General features: G+C 61.9%; 17 protein-coding genes. 10 read left to right on the top strand and 7 right to left on the bottom strand.

From position 1 onward, the window contains the following. Positions 1-31: 31 nt before the first annotated feature. The 4 genes from AWB76_RS18680 to AWB76_RS18665 form a co-directional block, all read right to left on the bottom strand. Positions 32-805, bottom strand: a complete 774-nt coding sequence (locus AWB76_RS18680) for a hypothetical protein (RefSeq protein ID WP_061161623.1) — start codon at positions 803-805, stop codon at positions 32-34. Between the two features lie 229 nt (positions 806-1,034). After that, positions 1,035-2,222 carry a porin gene (locus tag AWB76_RS18675; protein WP_061161622.1) on the bottom strand — a complete coding sequence of 396 codons (1,188 nt, stop codon included), beginning with the start codon at positions 2,220-2,222 and terminating at the stop codon, positions 1,035-1,037. A 32-nt stretch (positions 2,223-2,254) separates the two neighbouring features. Beyond that, a complete protein-coding gene (locus tag AWB76_RS18670) occupies positions 2,255-4,669 on the bottom strand; it encodes a glycoside hydrolase family 31 protein (RefSeq protein ID WP_061161621.1) in 2,415 nt (804 codons plus the stop codon). 24 nt (positions 4,670-4,693) lie between these two features. Beyond that, positions 4,694-5,980 carry an MFS transporter gene (locus AWB76_RS18665; RefSeq protein ID WP_061161620.1) on the bottom strand — a complete coding sequence of 429 codons (1,287 nt, stop codon included), beginning with the start codon at positions 5,978-5,980 and terminating at the stop codon, positions 4,694-4,696. A gap of 302 nt (positions 5,981-6,282) precedes the next feature. Between AWB76_RS18665 and AWB76_RS18660 the strand changes: the two genes are divergently transcribed. The 6 genes from AWB76_RS18660 to AWB76_RS18635 all read left to right on the top strand — a co-directional run bounded on the left by AWB76_RS18660 (position 6,283) and on the right by AWB76_RS18635 (position 11,126). Next, positions 6,283-6,681: a VOC family protein gene (locus AWB76_RS18660; RefSeq protein ID WP_061161619.1), complete on the top strand. Its 399-nt coding sequence runs from the start codon at positions 6,283-6,285 to the stop codon at positions 6,679-6,681. A gap of 60 nt (positions 6,682-6,741) precedes the next feature. Further along, entirely contained in the window at positions 6,742-7,392 is a 651-nt protein-coding gene (locus AWB76_RS18655; RefSeq protein ID WP_061161618.1) for a twin-arginine translocation signal domain-containing protein, read from the top strand. A gap of 36 nt (positions 7,393-7,428) precedes the next feature. Next, positions 7,429-9,012 (top strand): GMC family oxidoreductase, encoded by a 1,584-nt coding sequence (locus tag AWB76_RS18650; RefSeq protein WP_061161617.1) that lies wholly within the window; start codon positions 7,429-7,431, stop codon positions 9,010-9,012. An 89-nt stretch (positions 9,013-9,101) separates the two neighbouring features. Further along, on the top strand, positions 9,102-9,431 hold the full coding sequence (locus tag AWB76_RS18645) for a ribbon-helix-helix domain-containing protein (protein WP_061161722.1): 330 nt from the start codon (positions 9,102-9,104) through the stop codon (positions 9,429-9,431). A gap of 103 nt (positions 9,432-9,534) precedes the next feature. Next, entirely contained in the window at positions 9,535-10,596 is a 1,062-nt protein-coding gene (locus AWB76_RS18640; RefSeq protein WP_061161616.1) for a catalase family peroxidase, read from the top strand. Next, positions 10,593-11,126, top strand: a complete 534-nt coding sequence (locus AWB76_RS18635; RefSeq protein ID WP_061161615.1) for a cytochrome b — start codon at positions 10,593-10,595, stop codon at positions 11,124-11,126. Before AWB76_RS18640 ends, AWB76_RS18635 begins: the two co-directional genes overlap by 4 nt. Before the next feature lie 10 nt (positions 11,127-11,136). Here AWB76_RS18635 and pdxR read toward each other — a convergent pair whose 3' ends face one another. Continuing rightward, positions 11,137-12,654, bottom strand: coding sequence for a MocR-like pyridoxine biosynthesis transcription factor PdxR (pdxR, locus tag AWB76_RS18630; RefSeq protein WP_061161614.1), 1,518 nt, complete (start codon positions 12,652-12,654; stop codon positions 11,137-11,139). 545 nt (positions 12,655-13,199) lie between these two features. On the opposite strand from pdxR, the gene AWB76_RS18625 reads away from it, so the two are divergent. From AWB76_RS18625 to AWB76_RS18610, 4 genes are read left to right on the top strand one after another with little or no spacing between them, the layout of a single operon-like run. After that, positions 13,200-14,348 (top strand): MGDG synthase family glycosyltransferase, encoded by a 1,149-nt coding sequence (locus AWB76_RS18625; protein ID WP_061161613.1) that lies wholly within the window; start codon positions 13,200-13,202, stop codon positions 14,346-14,348. Further along, positions 14,345-14,854, top strand: coding sequence for a hypothetical protein (locus AWB76_RS18620; protein ID WP_061161612.1), 510 nt, complete (start codon positions 14,345-14,347; stop codon positions 14,852-14,854). The genes AWB76_RS18625 and AWB76_RS18620 overlap by 4 nt, the downstream gene beginning before the upstream one ends. Then, the gene (locus tag AWB76_RS18615) at positions 14,847-15,485 is read left to right on the top strand and encodes a dual specificity protein phosphatase family protein (RefSeq protein ID WP_082864466.1); all 639 of its coding nucleotides are present in this window, start codon (positions 14,847-14,849) and stop codon (positions 15,483-15,485) included. The genes AWB76_RS18620 and AWB76_RS18615 overlap by 8 nt, the downstream gene beginning before the upstream one ends. Continuing rightward, on the top strand, positions 15,485-16,126 hold the full coding sequence (locus AWB76_RS18610; RefSeq protein ID WP_208606584.1) for a YdcF family protein: 642 nt from the start codon (positions 15,485-15,487) through the stop codon (positions 16,124-16,126). Before AWB76_RS18615 ends, AWB76_RS18610 begins: the two co-directional genes overlap by 1 nt. Before the next feature lie 38 nt (positions 16,127-16,164). Here AWB76_RS18610 and AWB76_RS18605 read toward each other — a convergent pair whose 3' ends face one another. Together AWB76_RS18605 and AWB76_RS18600 are read right to left on the bottom strand one after the other, a co-directional pair. Continuing rightward, entirely contained in the window at positions 16,165-17,478 is a 1,314-nt protein-coding gene (locus AWB76_RS18605; RefSeq protein ID WP_061161610.1) for an MFS transporter, read from the bottom strand. A gap of 33 nt (positions 17,479-17,511) precedes the next feature. Then, positions 17,512-19,185 carry a GMC family oxidoreductase gene (locus AWB76_RS18600; RefSeq protein ID WP_061161609.1) on the bottom strand — a complete coding sequence of 558 codons (1,674 nt, stop codon included), beginning with the start codon at positions 19,183-19,185 and terminating at the stop codon, positions 17,512-17,514. Positions 19,186-19,219: the final 34 nt, after the last annotated feature.

The raw sequence follows: 19,219 nt of genomic DNA, 5'->3' as shown, positions 1-19,219 counted from the left end.
CGAGAAGCGCTTCGCCTGCCGAAGACGGATATCAGACCTGGCGCAGCAGGAGGTCCTTGAACCACTCCCGGCGGTCATACTGATGCACCACCGGGATCGGCTCGTCATTCGCATTCAGCAACTGCCCATTGGAATTGAACTTGAAGTATTTCGCGTGATGCAGGGTCGCCACATTGCTGGAATATGTCGCGCCAAGGATCCAGTTCTTCAGTTTGTTATACGCCAGGTAATTCAAGAGCGCCTGATCGCACTTGCCAAAAAATCTCTGATTCCCTGCCAGTACGCCGAGTTCGGCCCAGAATATCTCGATGAGATTGAGAACTGCGTCTCTCGTTCCCAATATCGCGCCGCCGCAGATGATCAACTGATTCTTTACTTCTGCAAGGCCTGTGTCGCCGTAGAGTTGCTTGTACCAGTCAGCATTTACCGCGCACGCTCCAATCATTTCCGGTTCGGCATAAAGGTACAGACTGGCCATATCCGTGTTGGTGAACGGATCACCCTGGAAAATCACATCTCTCGTATCGACAAGAAAAACCTTTCTGAATTGAGACGCAGCGACGTTGTTCAAGAACTGATGATACATCTGGAATCTCATCACGTTGATGGTTCCGAAATCGATCGTCTCTGCTATTTCATGCGTGTCGATATTGTGATGCTCATAGAACGCACGTGTGGCCTCGTCGAGATTCTGAACAAAAAGAACTACTTTCCCGCCGTAATATCGACGAAGTGACTTAACGAAAGGCTCGATTTGCTCGATCTGGTAGGAAAAGGCCGATCCGATAACAAGGTTTCCATTCATAAAGCGGGCGTTCTTTAGCTAGAGTCGTGATTGTGGCGTGGTGCATTAGTATTATTCGCATTCCTTAGCGTATATCGAGGCGTGCCGGTCGCAGGCGGCGCGATGCCTTCGCGCAGAAGTGCGAGAAATATCGTACTACTGCGCGAATAGACGCGCCTCTTTCTGCAACAAATAATTTCGCTTTGCTTTCGGACTGTTCCTTCTCGCTTTCGCCGTTGTCTCTACGGAATCAGAACGCGTGCCGGATGCCCACCATCGCGACAAACTGCGACGGTCCCGACGAAGGCGATGCATTCTGCGAATCGCCGACGACCGCCACCGCATTCGCGATGACCGTGCTTCCCGCGCCCGATGCGACGAGCGACTTGCCATGCGCCCGCTGATACGCCTGCAGCGCGTAGAACGTGGTGCGCGCGGACAAGTTGTACGTCTCTTCGAACGAAATCTGGTGATACTGCGCCGCATCGGCGATGCCGTTCGCCTTGCTCGCGCGCGTGTAGCTGTAACCCGCCGCGACGTTCACCGCGGGCGTGACCCGGTACGTGGCGATCGCGCCGTAGCTGTTGAACACGGCTTCGTCGGTGAAGAGCGAGCGCGATCCGGGCGCGTACTGCACGTTCGAATAGTTGACGCCGAGCATCAGATCGTTGTACGTGTAGCGCGCGGCCGCCGCGATCAATTGGGCGCTCTGTGCGCTCGCGTAGCCGTTGTTCACCGGCGAGTTGATCGCGAAGGTGCCGAGCGCCGGGCTCGTCGCGATGTCCTTCAGCTTCACGTAGCCTGCCGCGATCGAGAACGGCTTGTAGTCGTAACGCAGCGCGGCGCTGAAATTGCTGCCTCTCGCGATGCTGCCCGGCACGCCGCCGAGGCCGTATTGCACGCTGAACGCAAATCCCGCGATGACCGGCGATGCATACGTGACCGCGTTGTTGAAGCGCAGCGTGGTGTCGAGGGCATCGACGTCGCCGGGATGGGCGCCGGTCGCGCCGGTCAAGACGCCCGTCGGGCCGAGCGCGCCGACCATGCTGAAGTAGGGCGTGTACTGGCGGCCGAGCGTCAGCGTGCCGTAGCGTTCGTTGCTCAGGCCCATGTACGCTTGCCGGTTGAACATCACACCTGAACTGGCTTGCGCACCCGTCAACGAATTGAAGCCGCTTTCGAGACGGAAGATGGCCTTCGTGCCGCCGCCGATATCTTCCGCGCCGAGCAGGCCGAACTTGCTCGCCTGCAGATTCCCTTGGCTCATGTAGAAGTTGGAATGTCCGCGCTGATTATTGACATACGCGAACGCGTTATCGACGACGCCGTATAGCGTGACGCTGCTTTGGGCCGCCGCCGTGCCGCTGAACAGTGCGACAGCGAGAGAAGTGGACGTGAGGACGCCTGCGCCCATGCGGGCGCGATTCGAATGCTTCATTGCTGGTTGCTTTTTCCGTGGAGTGATAAGGCTCAGGTCGCGAGACGCAGCGTGATATGACGCCAGCCGTCAATGACCAGATCGTCTATCAGGTTGCCCGTCGTGCAGATCGCGTGGCGCATATCCGATGCCGGCACGCTCACACACACGTCGTCCTGCAGGCGCGGCATCGCGCCGTGACGTTCGATCGTGATGCGCAGGCTTTGCGCATCGCTTTCGATGACAACGTTCCAGCGCCCTTGCGCACCGCCGCGCCAGGCTTCGCTCTCGCCGTCGTCTTCGATGCACTCGCCCCGCGCGACGCCGACGCCCGCGCACGGCAACGCGATGAACGCGCGCTCATCGGCGGGCCGTGCGAAGTGCTGTTCCGCGATGTTCAACGGAATCACGTGGCCTTCGCGAATCAGCATGACCGGGCGATCGTGCGGCGCGGGCTGCGTGATCGTCTCGCCGCCGTCGAAGACTTCGCCGCTCCAGTACGATGCCCAGCGCGCGCCCATCGGCAGATAAACGCGACGCTCGCTGTGGCCCGCCTCGACGACCGGCGCGACGAGCATCGACGAGCCGAGCATCATGTCGTCGCCATCTTCGAGGCAGAGCGGATCGCCGGGGAATTCGGCGAACATCGGACGCAGCACCGGCTCATACGCCTGATGCGATCGCCACAGCAGTTCGTACAGGTACGGGATGAGCCGGTAACGCAGCTTGATCAGCCCCGCAATGACCTGCGTGATCTCGGGATACATCCACGGCTCGTTGACGGTGCCGTCGTCGTTCCACGAGTGAATGGAAAAGCGCGGCAGGAAGATGCCGAACGCGACCCAGCGCGACAGCAACTCCGGCTCGGGCGCAGGCCCCGCGAAGCCGCCGATGTCATGCCCGCTGTTCGATACGCCCGACATCGCGAGACCGAGGCCCATCTTCAGATTGAAACGCAGCGTGTCCCACGACGTGTAGTTGTCGCCCGACCACGTCTGCACATAACGATGCATGCCGACGCCGCCCGAACGCGACACGAGAAATGGCCGCACGTCGGGCGCATGTTCGCGCTGCGCGTCGCGCGACGCGCGCATCATCAGTTGCGTCTGCAGAACCTTGGCTTCGCGCGCCGGAAACGGCTGGCCGAAGCCGTGCGCGATCGCGTCGGGACTCCAGATTTCGAATTCGTTGTTGTCGTTCCAGGTCGCGGTCATGCCGTGCTTCAGCAGGCTGTCCGTCACGCGCGCCTTCCACCAGTCGATGGTCCGCGGATTCGTGAAGTCGAGATACGCGCCGACCTCGTCCCAGAACTGCACCCACGCGGGCTCGCCGTCGCGCGCTGCGATCAGAAGCCCCGCGCTGGCGACGGCATCGAACAACGGATGATCCTGCAACAGGCACGGCTTGATGTTCGGGCAGAGCCGCACGCCTTCGCGCAGATAGCTGGCGACGAAGCCGTCGATATCCGGAAACTTGTCGCGGTTCCAGTTGAACACGTAGCGCTTGCCGCCGATCGACGTATAGCCCGACGACAGATGGAACGAGTCGCACAGGATGTCGTGCTCGCGGCATCGGTCGATGAATTCGGCCATGCGCGTTTGCGCGTCGGGTGCGTCGGTGTAGCTCATCGTCGAGCCGGAGTAGCCGAGGCCCCACTTCGGCATCCACGCGGGCCGGCCCGTCAGCCACGTGAAGCGGCGCACGGCGTGAAGCGGCGTATCGGGCGATGCGATGAAGTAATAGTCGAGATCGCCATGCTCCGCGACGAAGTGCCGATAGTGCCCGTGATAGTTGTCGAGCTCGCGGCCCATGTCGAAGCGGCAATCGGCGAGCGTGTCATAGAAGAGGCCGAAGCCCGTCGATGTTTCCGGCTGCCACGTCACGTAGAACGGAATGTGCTTGTAGAGCGGATCGGTCGTGCGGGCGCTGTAGCCCATTGCATCGACATTGCGCATCTCGTAGCTTTGATTCGCGCGATCGAGCGAGCCCGCGCGTTCGCCGAGTCCGACGACCATTTCGCCCGGCTTGCGCTCGACGTAGTGATACACGCGCGCGTCCCACCAGCCGAAGTTGTACGCCTGCGTCTTGCGGTCGCTCATCGCGTGATGCCACGCTCCGCCGCGCAGGATCTGCCACGAACAGAAGCCGCCATCGAGCGCGACCGTCAGGCGAATCTGCGCGGTTTCGATGACGACACGCCCGGCATCGCCCGACAACGTGAACGGCGTGCGCGCGAAGCCGCTCGTATCGAAACGGTCGCGCCCTTCGAGCGGCACGTCTTCCTGTCCGGGCGCGATCGCCCATGTGCGAGGGCCGCGTAATTCGCCGTGCGGCAGCACCAGCACACGGATGATGTCGTCGGCGAGGACGAACAGTTCGATGCGCGCGCCATCGGCGGAACTTAGCGCGACACGGTTGTCCGCTCGCTCCGATATCGCGAATTGCGGACGATTCTTCATGTTGGCCATGATGTGTTTCCGGTTGATTCGATCTCAGGCGGCCCGATGCGCCGTTGCGGGCGGATTGGCGTCGCTTTTCACGCCGCGCATCAGTACGACGAGCAGCGCCGCGCCGATCAGATCGAATGCGCCGAGCGCGGCGAAGAGCGGCGTGTAGCCGACAGAATCCGCGAGCGCGCCCACGACGAGCGAAAAGCCCAGTCCGCCGATCCACGCCGCCATGCCCGCGAAGCCCGCGGCGGTGCCGACTTCGCCAGGCTCGAAGACATCGGCGGCGAGCGTGTTGACGAGCGCGGAGATCATCTGATGCGCGAAGCCGCCGACGCAAAACAACGCGATGGCTTCATACGGCGACGCGACCAGCCCGATGCACGCCGGCCCGATCATCATGAACGCGCCGAGCACGACGCCCGTGATCCGCGACGCGATGAGCGGCACGCGAAAACGCTTCATCAGGAACGGCGAAAGATAGCCGCCGAACAGTCCGCCGAGATCGGCGGCGAGAAACGGCAGCCACGCGAACATGGCGATCTGCTTGAGATCCATGTGACGTTCGGTCGCGAGATAGAGCGGAATCCAGAAGCTGAAGGTCTGCCACGCGGGTTCGGCGAAAAAGCGTGCCTGCGCGATGGCCCAGAATCGGCGCGTGCCGAGCACTTCGCGAATGCGCCGCTTCTCGCCCGAGCGGTTCGTGACGGGCGTCTGCCCTTCGACGATCGTGTTGTGCTCCTTCTCGCCGATCTTCGGATGCTGCCCCGGCGCGCGATACAGCCAGTACCAGAACGCGGCCCAGACGAAGCCCATCGCGCCGGTCACGACGAACGCGCTTTGCCAGCCGTAGCGCAAGGAAAGAAAGACGACGAGCGGCGGCGCGAAGAGCGAGCCGAGCGACGTCCCGGCGTTGAAATAGCCGACCGCGACCGACTTCTCGCGATTGGGAAACCATTCCGCGACGACCTTCATGCCCGCGGGAATCGCGACGGCTTCCGAGAGGCCCATGAGCCCGCGCAGCGCCGCGAGCGACATCCAGCCGGTGGCGAGCGCGTGGGCCATGCCCGTCGCCGACCAGAGGCACGCGAAGAGCGCGAAACCGAGCCGCAGCCCGACGATGTCGATGATGAGTCCGCAGACCGGCTGCATGATGGTGTAGCCGACCTGGAACGCGGCGACGACATACGAGTACTGCTGCGTGCTCATGTTCATGAGCGTTTTCAACTCGGCGGCCATGACGCCGAGCGCGTTGCGCGAAAGATAGTTGACGATCGTGCCCGCGCAGACGAGCGCGATGATCCACCAGCGCAAGCCGATGACTGTTTTCAAGATTGAGTCTCCGTTGTTCTCGGCGGGCGAGAAGCGGCGGCGCGCCGTGCCCGTTTTACCCAGAGTTCGCGATGATCGAATTCGAATATTCAAGCATCGTAAACCGTCATTTATCGTACTACTGAGCGGCGAAGTTATCGCGGATGCGACAAATAGTTTCGTTTATGTTCCGATATGTTCGTTTGCGCGCATCTCCGATCACGTGCGCTCACGAAGCTCAGGGAAACGCCTAGGCCCGATTTAGCCGGCCATTACCCTTTGCGCGCGAGGCTTCCTACACTTGTTTCAAGGAGGAGGCGCCCATGTCAAAGCTCATTCACACGATGATTCGCGTGCAGGATCTGCAACGTTCGCTCGATTTCTATCAGAAGGCTTTCGACCTCGGCGTCGCGCATCGGCTGGACTTTCCCGACTTCACGCTCGCCTATCTGCGCAACGACGAAACGAACGCCGAGCTCGAACTCACCTGGAACAAGGGGCGCGCGGAGCCGTACACGCACGGCGACGGCTATGGCCACGTCGCGGTGAGCGTGCCGGATGTGAAAGCGGAGCGCGAGCGTCTGATCGGCCTCGGTCTCACGCCGAACGACGTGCGCGAATTCAAGAACGACGACGGCTCGCTGATCGCGCGGTATTTCTTCATTCAGGATCCGGACGGTTACAAGGTCGAAGTACTCGAACGGCACGGACATTACGAGTAGTCGATGCATCGGGCGGGACCATATAAATAAGCTGTTGCAGTGCCCCACAAGGAGAGAGACATGCGAGACACGATCATTCCGATCGTCGCGCAGCGGCGCGCGCACGACGACGAACATCATCATCATCACGACCACGATGAAATCGCCGCCGCACCCCCGAAAATCGCACTGACACGGCGCGAATTCCTGCGCGGCACCGGCGTGCTGGTCGGCACGATCGCCGCGACGTCGATCTTCGCGAGCCTCGCGCCGAGCCGCGTCTGGGCGCTCGAAATGCAAGGTCTCGATACGCATCAGGGCGAAGTGCTGCTGCAGGTCACGCGGCAGATCTATCCGCACGCCACGCTCGATGACGCCGTGTACGCGCTCGTGGTGAAGGACTTGGACGCGAAAGCGAAAGCCGATCCCGCCGTGCGTCAGCAACTCGCCGATGGCGTCGCGCAACTCGACGCGAAGTCCGGCTCCGACTGGACCAAGCGCGGCGCGAACGACAAGGCGCAGGACGTCGCGGCGCTCGCGGGCACGCCGTTCTTCAACACCGTGCGCAGCACCGCCGTGGTGTCCCTGTACAGCAACGCGATGGCCTACGAGCACTTCGGCTATGGCGCGTCGAAAGGCGATGGCGGCTATCTCTATCAGGGCTTCAACAACCTGTCCTGGCTGCCCGATCCGCCCGCGGCCGACAGCGGCCCGATTCCGAAAGACAGCTAAACCAATCCAGCGATCCGACGGAAAACGGAGGCAGACATGTACACGGACAACAAGGTGCAGTTCAAACACAACGACGGTCACGTCGTGGTGATCATCGGATCGGGCGCGGGCGGCGGGACGCTCGCGAACGAGCTTGCGCAGAAGGGCGTCGACGTGGTCGTGCTCGAAGCCGGCGCGATGCACACGCAAGGCGATTTCGCGACGGAAGAGTGGAGCGCGTTCAAGCAACTGTCGTGGCTGGACAATCGCACGACATCGGGCACGTGGCGCGTCGCGAAAGACTTTCCGAATCTTCCCGCGTGGATTTGCAAGACCGTGGGCGGCACGACGGTTCACTGGGCGGGCGCGAGCCTGCGCATCCAGCCGCACGAGTTCAAGGCGAAGACGACATACGGCGACGTTCAGGGCGCCAATCTGCTCGACTGGCCGGTGACGCGCGCGGAACTCGACCCGTACTACGATCGCGCCGAAAAGAAGATGGGCGTGACGCGCACGAACGGCAATCCGGGCTTGCCGGGCAACAACAACTTCAAGGTGATGTCGGCGGGCGCGACGAAGATCGGCTACAAGGAGTGCAACACCGGCCATATGGCGATCAACAGCACGGTACGCGACGATCGCACGCACTGCTTCCAGCGCGGCTTCTGTTTTCAGGGCTGCCGCACGGGCGCGAAGTGGTCGACGCTCTATACCGAGCTGCCGCGCGCGCAGGCCACGGGCCGCATGGAATTGCGTCCGCAATCGCATGTGGTGAATATCGAGCACGATGCGCGCGGCAAGGCGACGGGCGTCGTCTATGTCGACAAGGACGGCAAGATGCAGCGGCAGAAGGCGCGCGTCGTCGCGGTGGCGGGCAATGCGATCGAGACGCCGCGCCTGTTGCTCAACTCGCATTCGAGCAAGTTCCCCGATGGCCTCGCGAACGGCTCGGGCCAGGTCGGCCGCAACTACATGCGGCATACCACCGGCTCGGTCTACGGCGTGTTCAACGACAAGGTCGAGATGTTCAAGGGCACGACGATGGCGGGCATCATCGAAGACGAATCCGTGTTCGATCCGAAGCGCGGCTTCGCGGGCGGCTATCACCTGGAGACGCTTTCGCTCGGGCTGCCGTTCTACGCGGCGTTCCTCGATCCCGGCTCGTGGGGGCCGAACTTCGCGGCGGCGATGGACCAGTATCAGTACACGGCGGGCATGTGGATCGTCGGCGAGGATATGCCGCGCGAATCGAACCGCATCACGCTCAATACCGACGTGAAGGATCAGTACGGATTGCCGGTGCCGAACGTCCACTTCGACGATCATCCGAACGACGAAGCGATGCGTCAGCACGCGTACAAGCAGGGCAGCGCGGTGTATGAAGCGGCGGGCGCGAAGGCGACGTATCTCGTGCCGCCGTATCCGTCGACGCACAATCTCGGCACCGCGCGCATGAGTGCGAAAGCCGGCGACGGCGTGTGCAACCCGCATGGCCAGACGCACGAAGTGTCGAACCTCTTCATCTCCGATGGCAGCCAGTTCACGACCGGCGCGGCGGAAAACCCGACGCTCACCATCGTCACGCTGGCGATCCGTCAGGCCGATTACATCGCGGGACAAATGAAGCAGCGCAGGGTTTGACGCGATTGCCGCTGAGCGCGTTGCGGAGTAGTTTTTTCGATCGGCCGTCGTGCGCGCGCATGACGGCCCGTTTCCTGGAGGCTGACGTCATGTGTCGGGTGTATATCAACGCCGATCCGATCCTCTACGAATCGCGCACGCGTTCGCTGCGCATTCATGGCGTGATCACCACGGTGCGGCTCGAAAATCTCTTCTGGGACGTGCTGCAGGAAATCGCCGGACGCGAGAATCTGACGACGAGCCAGTTCGCCGTCAAGCTCTACGACGAATTGATCGCGCTGCGCGGCGAGGCGCCGACCAATTTCGCGTCGTTTTTGCGCGTCTGCTGTCTGCGCTATCTGTCGATGCGCGAGGCGAAGCAGGGCGCGGAAGGCGAGGCGGCGGGCGCGTTGCCGTTGCGGGTGCTGAAGGCGGGGTAGCGCGGGCGGGCTCGGGGTATCTGCGAATTTTGCGCGTTGCTGGCACGATTTCCGTCACGCTGCTAGATTACCGTGCAACAGAATCGTTGATCGAGAGACTACGATGCCTGACAAATCCGCCTCCCCGCGTTCGCCCCTTCCCGCGCTGATCCTCATCGCGGCCATCGTCGTCGTGCTGGTCGCGGCCTTTGCCTACACGGCGGGCTGGCTCACGCCGAATCGCCTCACGCCGGCGAAGATCGTCGGCAGCCTTGCGCCGCCCGGCGGCGCGGTGCCGGGTTTCAGGCGCAATCACGCGAAGGGCATCTGCTTCAGCGGCGATTTCGAATCCAACGGCTCGGGCGCCGCGATCTCCAAAGCGAAGATGTTCATGCCGGGCACGTATCCGGTCACGGGACGCTTCAATCTCGCGACGCCGGACCCGAAAGCATCCGACGCGATGGCGCGCGTGCGCGGCCTGAGCCTGCGCATCACGATGCCCGACGGAAGCGAGTGGCGCTCCGCGATGATCGATGCCCCGTTCTTCCCCGTCGCGACGCCGCAGGCTTTCTACGAGCTGCAACGCGCGCTCGCCAACAAGAACGATCCCGAGTCGATGCAGAAGTTCGCCGCGGCGCATCCCGAGATCGCCGCGTTCGGCGCGTGGGCGGGCAGCGCGCCGTGGACGGGATCGTATGCGGAAGAGCGCTATAACAGCCTGAACAGCTTCGTCTTCACGAACGCGGATGGTCAGGACCAGACCGTGCGCTGGTCCTTCGTTCCGGCGGCGAAGCCCGAGAACCTGACGCCCGACGAGCTGAAGCAGAAGGGCGCGAATTTCCTCGATGCCGAGATCACGAAGCGCGTGCAAAGCGCGCCGCAGCGCTGGGCGATGGCCGTCACCGTCGCCAATCCAGGCGATGCCACCGCCGATCCGAGCAAGGCCTGGCCTGAAGACCGGCATACGATCGAAGTGGGGACGCTCGTCGTGAAGTCGATCGAGCCCGAGCCGGACGGACCGTGCCGCGATCTGAACTTCGATCCGACCGTGTTGCCCGCCGGCATGCGCGTATCCGACGATCCATTCCCTGCCGCGCGCTCGGCCGCGTATTCCGTATCGTTCAATCGACGCACCGCCGAGGACAAGGATTATCCGCACACGCCGTCGCAAGGAGCCCAGCAATGAACGCGATCAACGAGCGGTTCTCGCCGCTGCAACGCGCCCTGCACTGGATCATGGCGATCTGCATTCTCGCGATGTTGTTCATCGGCGTCGGCATGGTGTCGACGGTGAGGCCGGACTATCTGACGCTCGTGTCGATACACAAGCCGCTCGGCGTCGCGATACTCGTGCTCGCGCTGATTCGTCTCGTTGTGAGAATCACGCGCGGTGCGCCGCCCTTGCCCGCGGATATGCCCGAGCCGATGAAGCTCGCCGCGTATCTGTCGCACCTGGCGTTCTATGCGCTGATGATCGCGTTGCCGCTCCTCGGCTACGGCATGTTGTCCGCGGCCGACTATCCGATCGTGATATGCGGCCTTCGCTTGCCATCGCTTCTGCCGCACAGCAATTCATTGCACACGCTGCTCTGGAACGCGCACCGGTTCCTTGCGTTGTGCTTCTTCGCGCTGATCGTCGTGCATCTTGCGGCAGCGCTGTTTCATGCGCTCGTGCGGCGCGATGGCGTCTTTCACGCGATGGCGCCGTGGAAATAACCACGCTCGCTCAAGGACGCCGCTGCTGCACGACTTGAGCGAGCGCGCGCACGCCCGGCTCGATCAGCTCCGCGCGTATTGCGGAAAAGCCCATGCGGAAGCATCGCTGGCCATCGGCGGGATCGGCGAAGAACACGCTGCCCGGTTCGATGAGCACGCCGAGCGCTTGCGCGTCCTTCGCGAGACGCGTCGCATCGAGCCAGGGCGGCCCTTCGACCCAGCATGATGCGCCGCCCGTCACGTTCGATGCACGCAGCTCCGGCAGATGCGTGGCGAGCGCATCCATCAGCACTTCGGCGCGTTCCTTGTAGACGCGTCCGAGCTTGCGCAACAACGTGTCGTGATGACCGAGCGCGAGAAAGGTCGCGAACGCGCGTTGAATGTACGCGGCCGGATGCCGGATCATCAGGCGGCGCAACGCGCGCAACTCGCGTATCAGCTCGCGCGGCGCGACGATATAGCCGAGCCGCAAACCCGGCGCGAGCGTCTTCGACAACGAACCGATATACACGACGCGCTCCGCCGTATCGAGGCTTTTTAACGCGGGATGCGGCGTTCCGGAGAACGTGTTCTCGCTCTCGTAGTCATCTTCGACGACGATGAAATCGTGCTTCACCGACAGATCCAGCAAACGGCGGCGCCGCTCGATCGGCATCGTCACGGTTGTCGGACATTGATGGCTCGGCGTGACATACACGTAATCGCAAGGCGCGATCACGCTTTCATCGTCGATGACGGCGCCGTCTTCATCGACTTCGAGCGGCACGATATGCGCGTTGTGATGCTGGAAGATGTTGCGGGCATCCGGATAACCGGGGTTCTCCATGCCGACTTTCGTCTGCGCGCCGCACAACAACGCGCCGATCAGATACAGCGCCTGCTGGCAGCCGTTCGTGACGACGATCTCTTCGGGCATCGCGAACACGCCGCGGCGCGGCAGCACGCGCGTGCGTATCTGTTCGACGAGCGTTTCATCGTCGCGTTCGATGAGATCGGGTGCCCAGTTGCGGATCTCCATCACCGACAAGCCGTGCATGCAGCTCTCGCGCCAGTCGCTCGTCGGGAAGAGCTCGGTGTCGAATTGCCCGTAAATGAAGGGATATTCGTAGCTTTGCCAGTTCGACGGCTTGACGATATTGCGCTGATGCGACGGCGCATGTCTGATGCGCGCGCTCCAGTCGGGATGTCCTTGCTGCGTTTCGATGGTCGGCGTATCCGCGAGTCCTGCGGCGGTGAAGCCGCGCTGCAACTCGTCGTTGGCCGGATTCACGAAATGGCCGCTGCGTTCGCGCGACACGAGATAGCCTTCCTCGACCAGTTGCTGATACGCGAGCACGACGGTATTGCGCGACACGTTGAGCTGATCGGCGAGTTCGCGACTCGAAGGCAAGGCGGAATCGGGCGCGATATGACCGCTCAGGATCGCATTGACGATCATCTGGCGGATCTGGTTCTGCAGGCTCATCCCCGAGACCCGCGAGCGCTCGAAGAGCTGCGCCCAGAGCATGGCGGTGGGGCGGGTGGGCATGCATGTCTCCTGCAAAGTTATCGTGATCTCCAAATATTAACAGTTGAAAAATAGCTTGAGCGAAAGCAGGCGGATTTGTCCGCGGACTCATTCGCGGGGAGCGTCGAAGTAAAAAATGATCCCCGATTGAGGAGGCGGCGTAGCGATTGAATAGAATCGCTTGCGTTTCTTCGGATAAGAAAAATGAGGACGTTTAGCCCTTGAAAAAGCCGTTCGGTTCAATCGCTCTGCTTATTGATCTTCTCGTTGCCGGCCCATCCTTAGCACGCGCGACTGAAAGTTGTCCGGCTGCAAGTGCCAAGGCGCGGGATGTTCTTGTCGCACAGCACCTTCTGGCCAGTGCGACTGACGGTCGGGATCAGGATGGTGCTTCAGTCTCACTTCAGCAGCGCGACGGACTTCGCGGGTTCAAAGTGACGCGGATCCCTCATGCCAGGGCGGCGATCTGATGTCGCGGCGTTGAACTCGTCACCCGATGCGGCGGCACTCAATCGTTGCGGCCGAAGCCATTTCTAATAATCCCCTCATTAAGCTTTCCAATACCTATGCCCAAGGTTCTTGTTCTCAGCGTGAGCGCTGGCGCGGTTCATGTGCGTGCCGCAGAGGCGTTGTGTGCTTATGCGAAGGCTGATCCCGCAGGCGTGGAGGCCGTGCATCTCGACGTCATGGACTTCGTTCCGGCGAGCTTCAAAGCGCTCTACGCGGAGTTCTACATCGAACTCGTTGCTCGCCAGCCAGCCCTCTGGAGTTATCTCTATCAAAAGACGGACAGCGTTTCGCCGCGATCATTCGGCGAACGTATCCGGCGCGCGGTCGAGCGGCTCAACTGCCGGGCGCTGATAGCGGAGATCGAGCGGCATCGCGCCGATGCCATCATCTGCACGCATTTCCTGCCTGCGAAATTGCTCTCGCGTGAACGCCGTCTCGGCAATGTTCGAACGCCGGTGTGGGTGCAAGTCACGGACTTCGATCTTCATCGCATGTGGGTCGTGCCCGGCATGCAAGGTTATTTCGCCGCGAACGACGAAGTCGCGTGGCGCATGGTGAACCGTGGCATTCCCTCGGCATCGATTCACGTCGGCGGAATACCTGTGATGCCTGCCTTCAGCGAGCGTCCCGACCGCGCGACATGCGCGGCTCAATTCGGCCTGGACCCCGCGCGCAGGACGCTCCTGATGATGTCGGGCGGCGCGGGTGTTGGAGCGCTGGACGCGCTTGCCGAGCGACTGCTTAAGATGAACGGCGATTTTCAGTTGATCGCTTTGGCAGGACACAATGAAGCGATGCTCGCTGCGTTGCGAAAGTTGGGCGAATCCCATCCAGACCGTCTGCACGTTTCGGGCTTCACGCCCCACGTCGAGCGACTGATGGCCTGCTCCGATCTCGTCATCACGAAACCGGGCGGACTGACCACGTCCGAGTGTCTTGCAATGCACTTGCCGATGGTCGTCACTTCACCGATCCCCGGTCAGGAAGAGCGCAATGCGGACTACCTGCTTGAACAGGGCGTCGCGCTGAAGGCCGTCGATGCGGTAGCGCTGGAATATCGCATCCGCGCGCTGCTCGACGATCCCGCCCGCCTTCACGCGATGCGCGGCAGGATCGCCCCGATAGCGCGTCCATACGCAGCGCGCTTCGTCCTGGATACGGTGTGCGATGCACTCGGCAAGCAGCATAGCGAGGTGGCGGCATGAACGCGCGCGTCCTGGTGCCGTGTAAGCGAACGCTCGCGCTCGTCGCGTGGGTCGCCCTGCTGGGCTTCTGTTTTGCCAACGTCGAAATACAGATCGAAGGGAGCGCAGGCTGGGCCGCCAATCTGCCGACGTGGCGAGTCGAACATCACTGGCTGCTCGATATCTTCTGGGGCGGCCGACCGATGACGGGATACCACGCATGGGTCTTTCCGTTCGTCGCGTTGTTCTTTCATCTGCCCGTGATCTTTTTTGGTCGATGGTCATGGCGTATCGAAGCGCGCGTCGTCGCATGCGTCATGTCGTTCTGGCTCATCGAAGACTTTCTCTGGTTTGTTCTCAATCCGGCCTTTGGCATCGCCCGTTTCGATCCCGTCCACGTGCCTTGGCATAAACACTGGATCGGGTTCGCACCCACCGATTACTGGACCATGAGCGTGGCGGCGCTCGTGCTGTTTCAGCTTTCGCGTCTGCATGATCAAAGCGCGAGGCGCTCATCGCATGAATAAGCTTTTCAGGGTTCTCTTCTACGGCGCTGGACTATTGGTCGTGGCACATGTCGTTCAGTCGAAGGTGACTACCGCGCCCGTTGCGGCGACGGACGCGACGACGCCCGCATCGATGACGGCCGCGCGGCCGCTCAACTGGGCGGAACCGATCGTGAATGCGGGCGTCGACAATCTTCATCGCATCACGCCGTCGCTTTACCGGAGCGCGCAGATAACGGCGACCGACATTCCGAAGCTGCGCGCACTGGGCATTCGCAAGATCATCAGCTTCCGCTCCTTTCACTCCGACGAGGAGCTTCTGAAAGACAGCGGCATCGCGCTGGAGCGCATTCGCATCAATACATGGAGCATCAGGGACGAGGACATGATCGCCGCGCTCAAGGCGTTGCGCGATGTCGATCGCGATGGTCCGGTCCTTATCCATTGCCAGCACGGCGCGGATCGTACGGGGCTTGTTTCGGCGCTGTATCGCGTGGTGTATCAAGGATGGACGAAGCAGCAGGCCGAAGACGAGTTGCTGCACGGCGGATATGGATTCCATCCTGTCTGGACGAACATCAAAAGCTATCTGGACCACGTGGACGTCGAATGGTTGAAACGACAGCTGATTGCCGTCCCGAGGGCTGTCTGATGCGCGTCTCGAGAGTGCTGTATGTGGCCGGCGCGATCACGCTCTGCTGGCTCGTGGCTGCCGCGCTGATCTGTCTGCGAGGCGTCACGATGCCTTTCGATGGCGCCGATGTCGCCGTCGTCTTCGGCAATGCGCTCGCAGTTGACGGCACGCCGAAGCCCATTCTCGCGGCGCGTCTCGACACCGCCGTGAAGTGCCATCGTGCGGGTCTTTGTCCTGTGCTCTTCGTGAGCGGAAGCATCGACGGGCCGGGCTTGAACGAAGCGACGGCGATGCGGGCGTGGTTGATCGGTCATGGCGTGAAGCAAAACGCAATTGTCGTCGATGAGCATGGCGACAACACGCTCGCTTCGGCGCGCAATGCCGTTGCGTTCATGCGCGAGCATCGAATGACGCGCGTCATGCTCGTCACGCAGTATTACCACCTTCCTCGAGCCCGCCTCGCATTCGAGCGGGCGGGCGCCGCCGTCGTGCTGGGCGCCTTCCCGCATCGATTCCGCGCGATGGATGTGTATTCGAGTTGGCGCGAGGTGCCCGCATACGCCGTTTATTTCGCCCGGCTCGCGCTCGACGAGAACGCGAAGCCCGTGTCGTTCAGGCCGGTCAGGTTCTTGATGCGTCTCTTCTCGAAGTCTGAGTAAGGCCATATCCCCGCGATGAGCCGCAAGACGATAGGCAATCAACCCACCGAAAACGCCATCTCCCGCCGCTGCCGCATCCCGACCCACGCCGCCGACATCGCACTGATGATCCCCGCCGCGAGGCAATATCCCGCGATCATCCACGGATCGCCGCCATTGCGTTGCAGCAGCCACGTCGCGACGATCGGGCTGATGCCGCTCGCGAAAATCCCCGAGAACTGGTACACGAACGAAATGCCCGAGTAACGCACTTTCGCATCGAACAGCTCGGAGAAGAGCGCGGCTTCAGGACCATAGATCGATGCATAGACCACGCCCAGCGGAATCACGACGGCAAGCCATGCGAGCATCGTGTTGCCGCCGCTGTTCTTCATGAGCCAGAAGCCGAAGAACGCGGAAAGCCCCGTCGCGAGCGATCCCCAGAAGTAGATGCGCGCCCGCCCGATACGATCCGACAGCCGGCCGAAGAGCGGAATCGTGAAGATCATCACGAAGGCCGCGACCATCACGCCGAGCAGCGCATCCGTGCGTTGAAGATGCAGCGTGCCCGTCAGATAAGAAATCGAGAACACGCCGAACACGTTGAAGAACACGCCATCGATGAAGCGCGCGCCCATGCCCGCAATCGTGTTGCCGGGATACTTCGTGATCACGTCGACGATCGGCATGCGCGCTTCGCCGCCCGTCTTCTGAATACGCGTGAATTCCGGCGTTTCCATCACGTTCAGCCGGATATACATGCCGATGAGCACCAGCGCAAACGACAGGAAGAACGCGACACGCCAGCCCCACGCGAGGAACTGCGCATCGGTCAGCGTGAGCGACAGCGCCGCGACCACGCCCGACGACAGACACAAGCCGAGCGCGAGACCGATCTGCGGGATGCTCGCGTAAAAGCCGCGCTTGTTCTCAGGCGCATATTCGAACGCCATGAGCACAGCGCCGCCCCATTCGCCACCCAGACCGATGCCTTGCAGCACACGCAGCAACAGCAACAGTGTCGGCGCCCAGACGCCTATTTGCGCATACGTCGGCACCATGCCGATCAGCACCGTCGCGACGCCCATGATCGTCAGCGTCATCACGAGCATGCTCTTTCTGCCGACGCGATCGCCGAAGTGACCGAAGATCACGCCGCCCAGGGGCCGGCTGAGAAAGCCGACGGCGAAGGTGCCATAGGCGAGCATCGTCGAGATGAGCGGATCGCCGCTCGGAAAATAGAGCTTGTTGAAGACGATGCCGGCGACCACGCCGTATAGAAAGAAGTCGTACCACTCAATGGTCGCGCCAATCAAACTCGCGACGACCACCTTTCTCATCTGTTTGCCATCGGTTCGGGGCTGTGCGTTCATGGTTTGTCTCCGTGATGTGTGTGAGACTTGTGCTCAGTCTCTTTGGCCTGCATGGGCCATGGGCTTTTTCGCAACGACCTTGTGTCCGTCTTCCACGCGTGTGACGTGCTGATAGCGCTGGTCTTCGAGAATCATGTCGGCCGCTTTCTCCGCGATCATGATGACCGGCGCATTCGTGTTGCCCGATACGAGCTCCGGCATGATCGACGCATCGACCACGCGCAGGCGTCCGATGCCGCGCACTTTCAATCGTTCGTCGACGACCGCGAACGCATCGCTGCCCATCTTGCAGGTGCCCGCCGGGTGATAGATCGATTGACTGAACTTGCGCGCGACGTCGAGCAATTCGGCATCGGACTGATACTGCGAACCGGGAATGAACTCCGACACGATGTGCTTCGCGAGCGACGGCGCGGCAGCGATACGACGCGCTACTTTAATGCCGCCGATCACGACTGGATGATCGCGTTCGTCGGAAAGATAGTTCGCGTGAATCGCCGGATACTGCAGCGGATCGTTCGAGCGAATCTCGACGCTGCCACGGCTGTGCGGCCGCAACTGACACACCGAAGACGTGAATGCCGAAAACGGATGCGCACCCTGACCGGGCTTGTCGGCGGAAAGCGGCTGCATGTGAAACTGGATGTCGGGACGCGCGACGTCCGGCGACGAGCGCGTGAAGATCACCACCTGGCTCGCGGCAAGCGTGAGCGGTCCGGTGCGCGAGATCGCATATTGCAGGCCGACGAGCGCTTTCTTCAGCGGATTATTGACCTCGTCGTTCAAGGTGCGCTCGCTCGTCTTGAAGACGAGTCGCACTTGCAGATGGTCCTGCAAATTGCGGCCGACGCCGGGAAGCTCATGACGGACCTGCACGCCTGCATCGTTCAGCACGCTCGCAGGCCCGACGCCCGAATTCTGCAGGATCTGCGGCGAACCGATCGCGCCGGCCGCAAGAATCACTTCGACGCGCGCGCGAACCGTCTTCACGACGCCTTCATGCATGTACTCGATGCCAGTCGCTTCCTTGCCGTTGAACAGCACCTTCCGCGTCTGCGCACGCGTCTCCACGATCAGATTGCGCCGGTCGCGCACCGGCTTGAGAAAACCCTTCGCGGTGCTCCAGCGAAAACCCTTGTAGGCCGTCTGCTGAAAATAGCCGACGCCTTCCTGCGTCGCGCCGTTGTAATCGTCGTTGAACGGTATGCCGATTTCCTGCGCCGCCGCGATGAAGTGATCGGCAATGGGACGACGCAAGCGCAGGTCCGATACTTTCAAAGGCCCGCCCGCGCCGTGATATTCGCTCGCGCCGTGCTCCTGATCTTCCGATTTCCTGAAGTAGGGCAGCACGTCCTTGAAGCTCCAGCCCGCGTTGCCGAGTTCGGCCCAGCGATCGTAGTCCTCGTGCTGGCCGCGCACATACAGCAGACCATTGAGCGAGCTGGAACCGCCAAGCACCTTGCCGCGCGGCCAATCGATGCTGCGTCCCGCGACAGCATCGTCCGGCTCCGTGCGATAGCACCAGTCGAGCTCGGGATCGTGCATCGTCTTGAAGTAGCCGACGGGAATATGAATCCACGGGCTGGAGTCGGGGCCGCCGGCTTCCAGCAGCAACACGGTATTGGACGGATCGGCGCTCAGCCGGTTGGCGAGCACGCAACCTGCCGAGCCCGCACCGACGACGACATAATCGACTTCCTGCTGCATGACACCTGTCTCCTGAAGTCTTCTTTTGGAACGA

Source organism: Caballeronia temeraria, from assembly GCF_001544795.2.
In the GTDB taxonomy this organism is placed as follows: Bacteria; Pseudomonadota; Gammaproteobacteria; order Burkholderiales; family Burkholderiaceae; genus Caballeronia; species Caballeronia temeraria.
The sequence above is the reverse complement of the archived record's forward strand: the minus strand, read 5'-3'. Positions and strand labels throughout refer to the sequence as shown.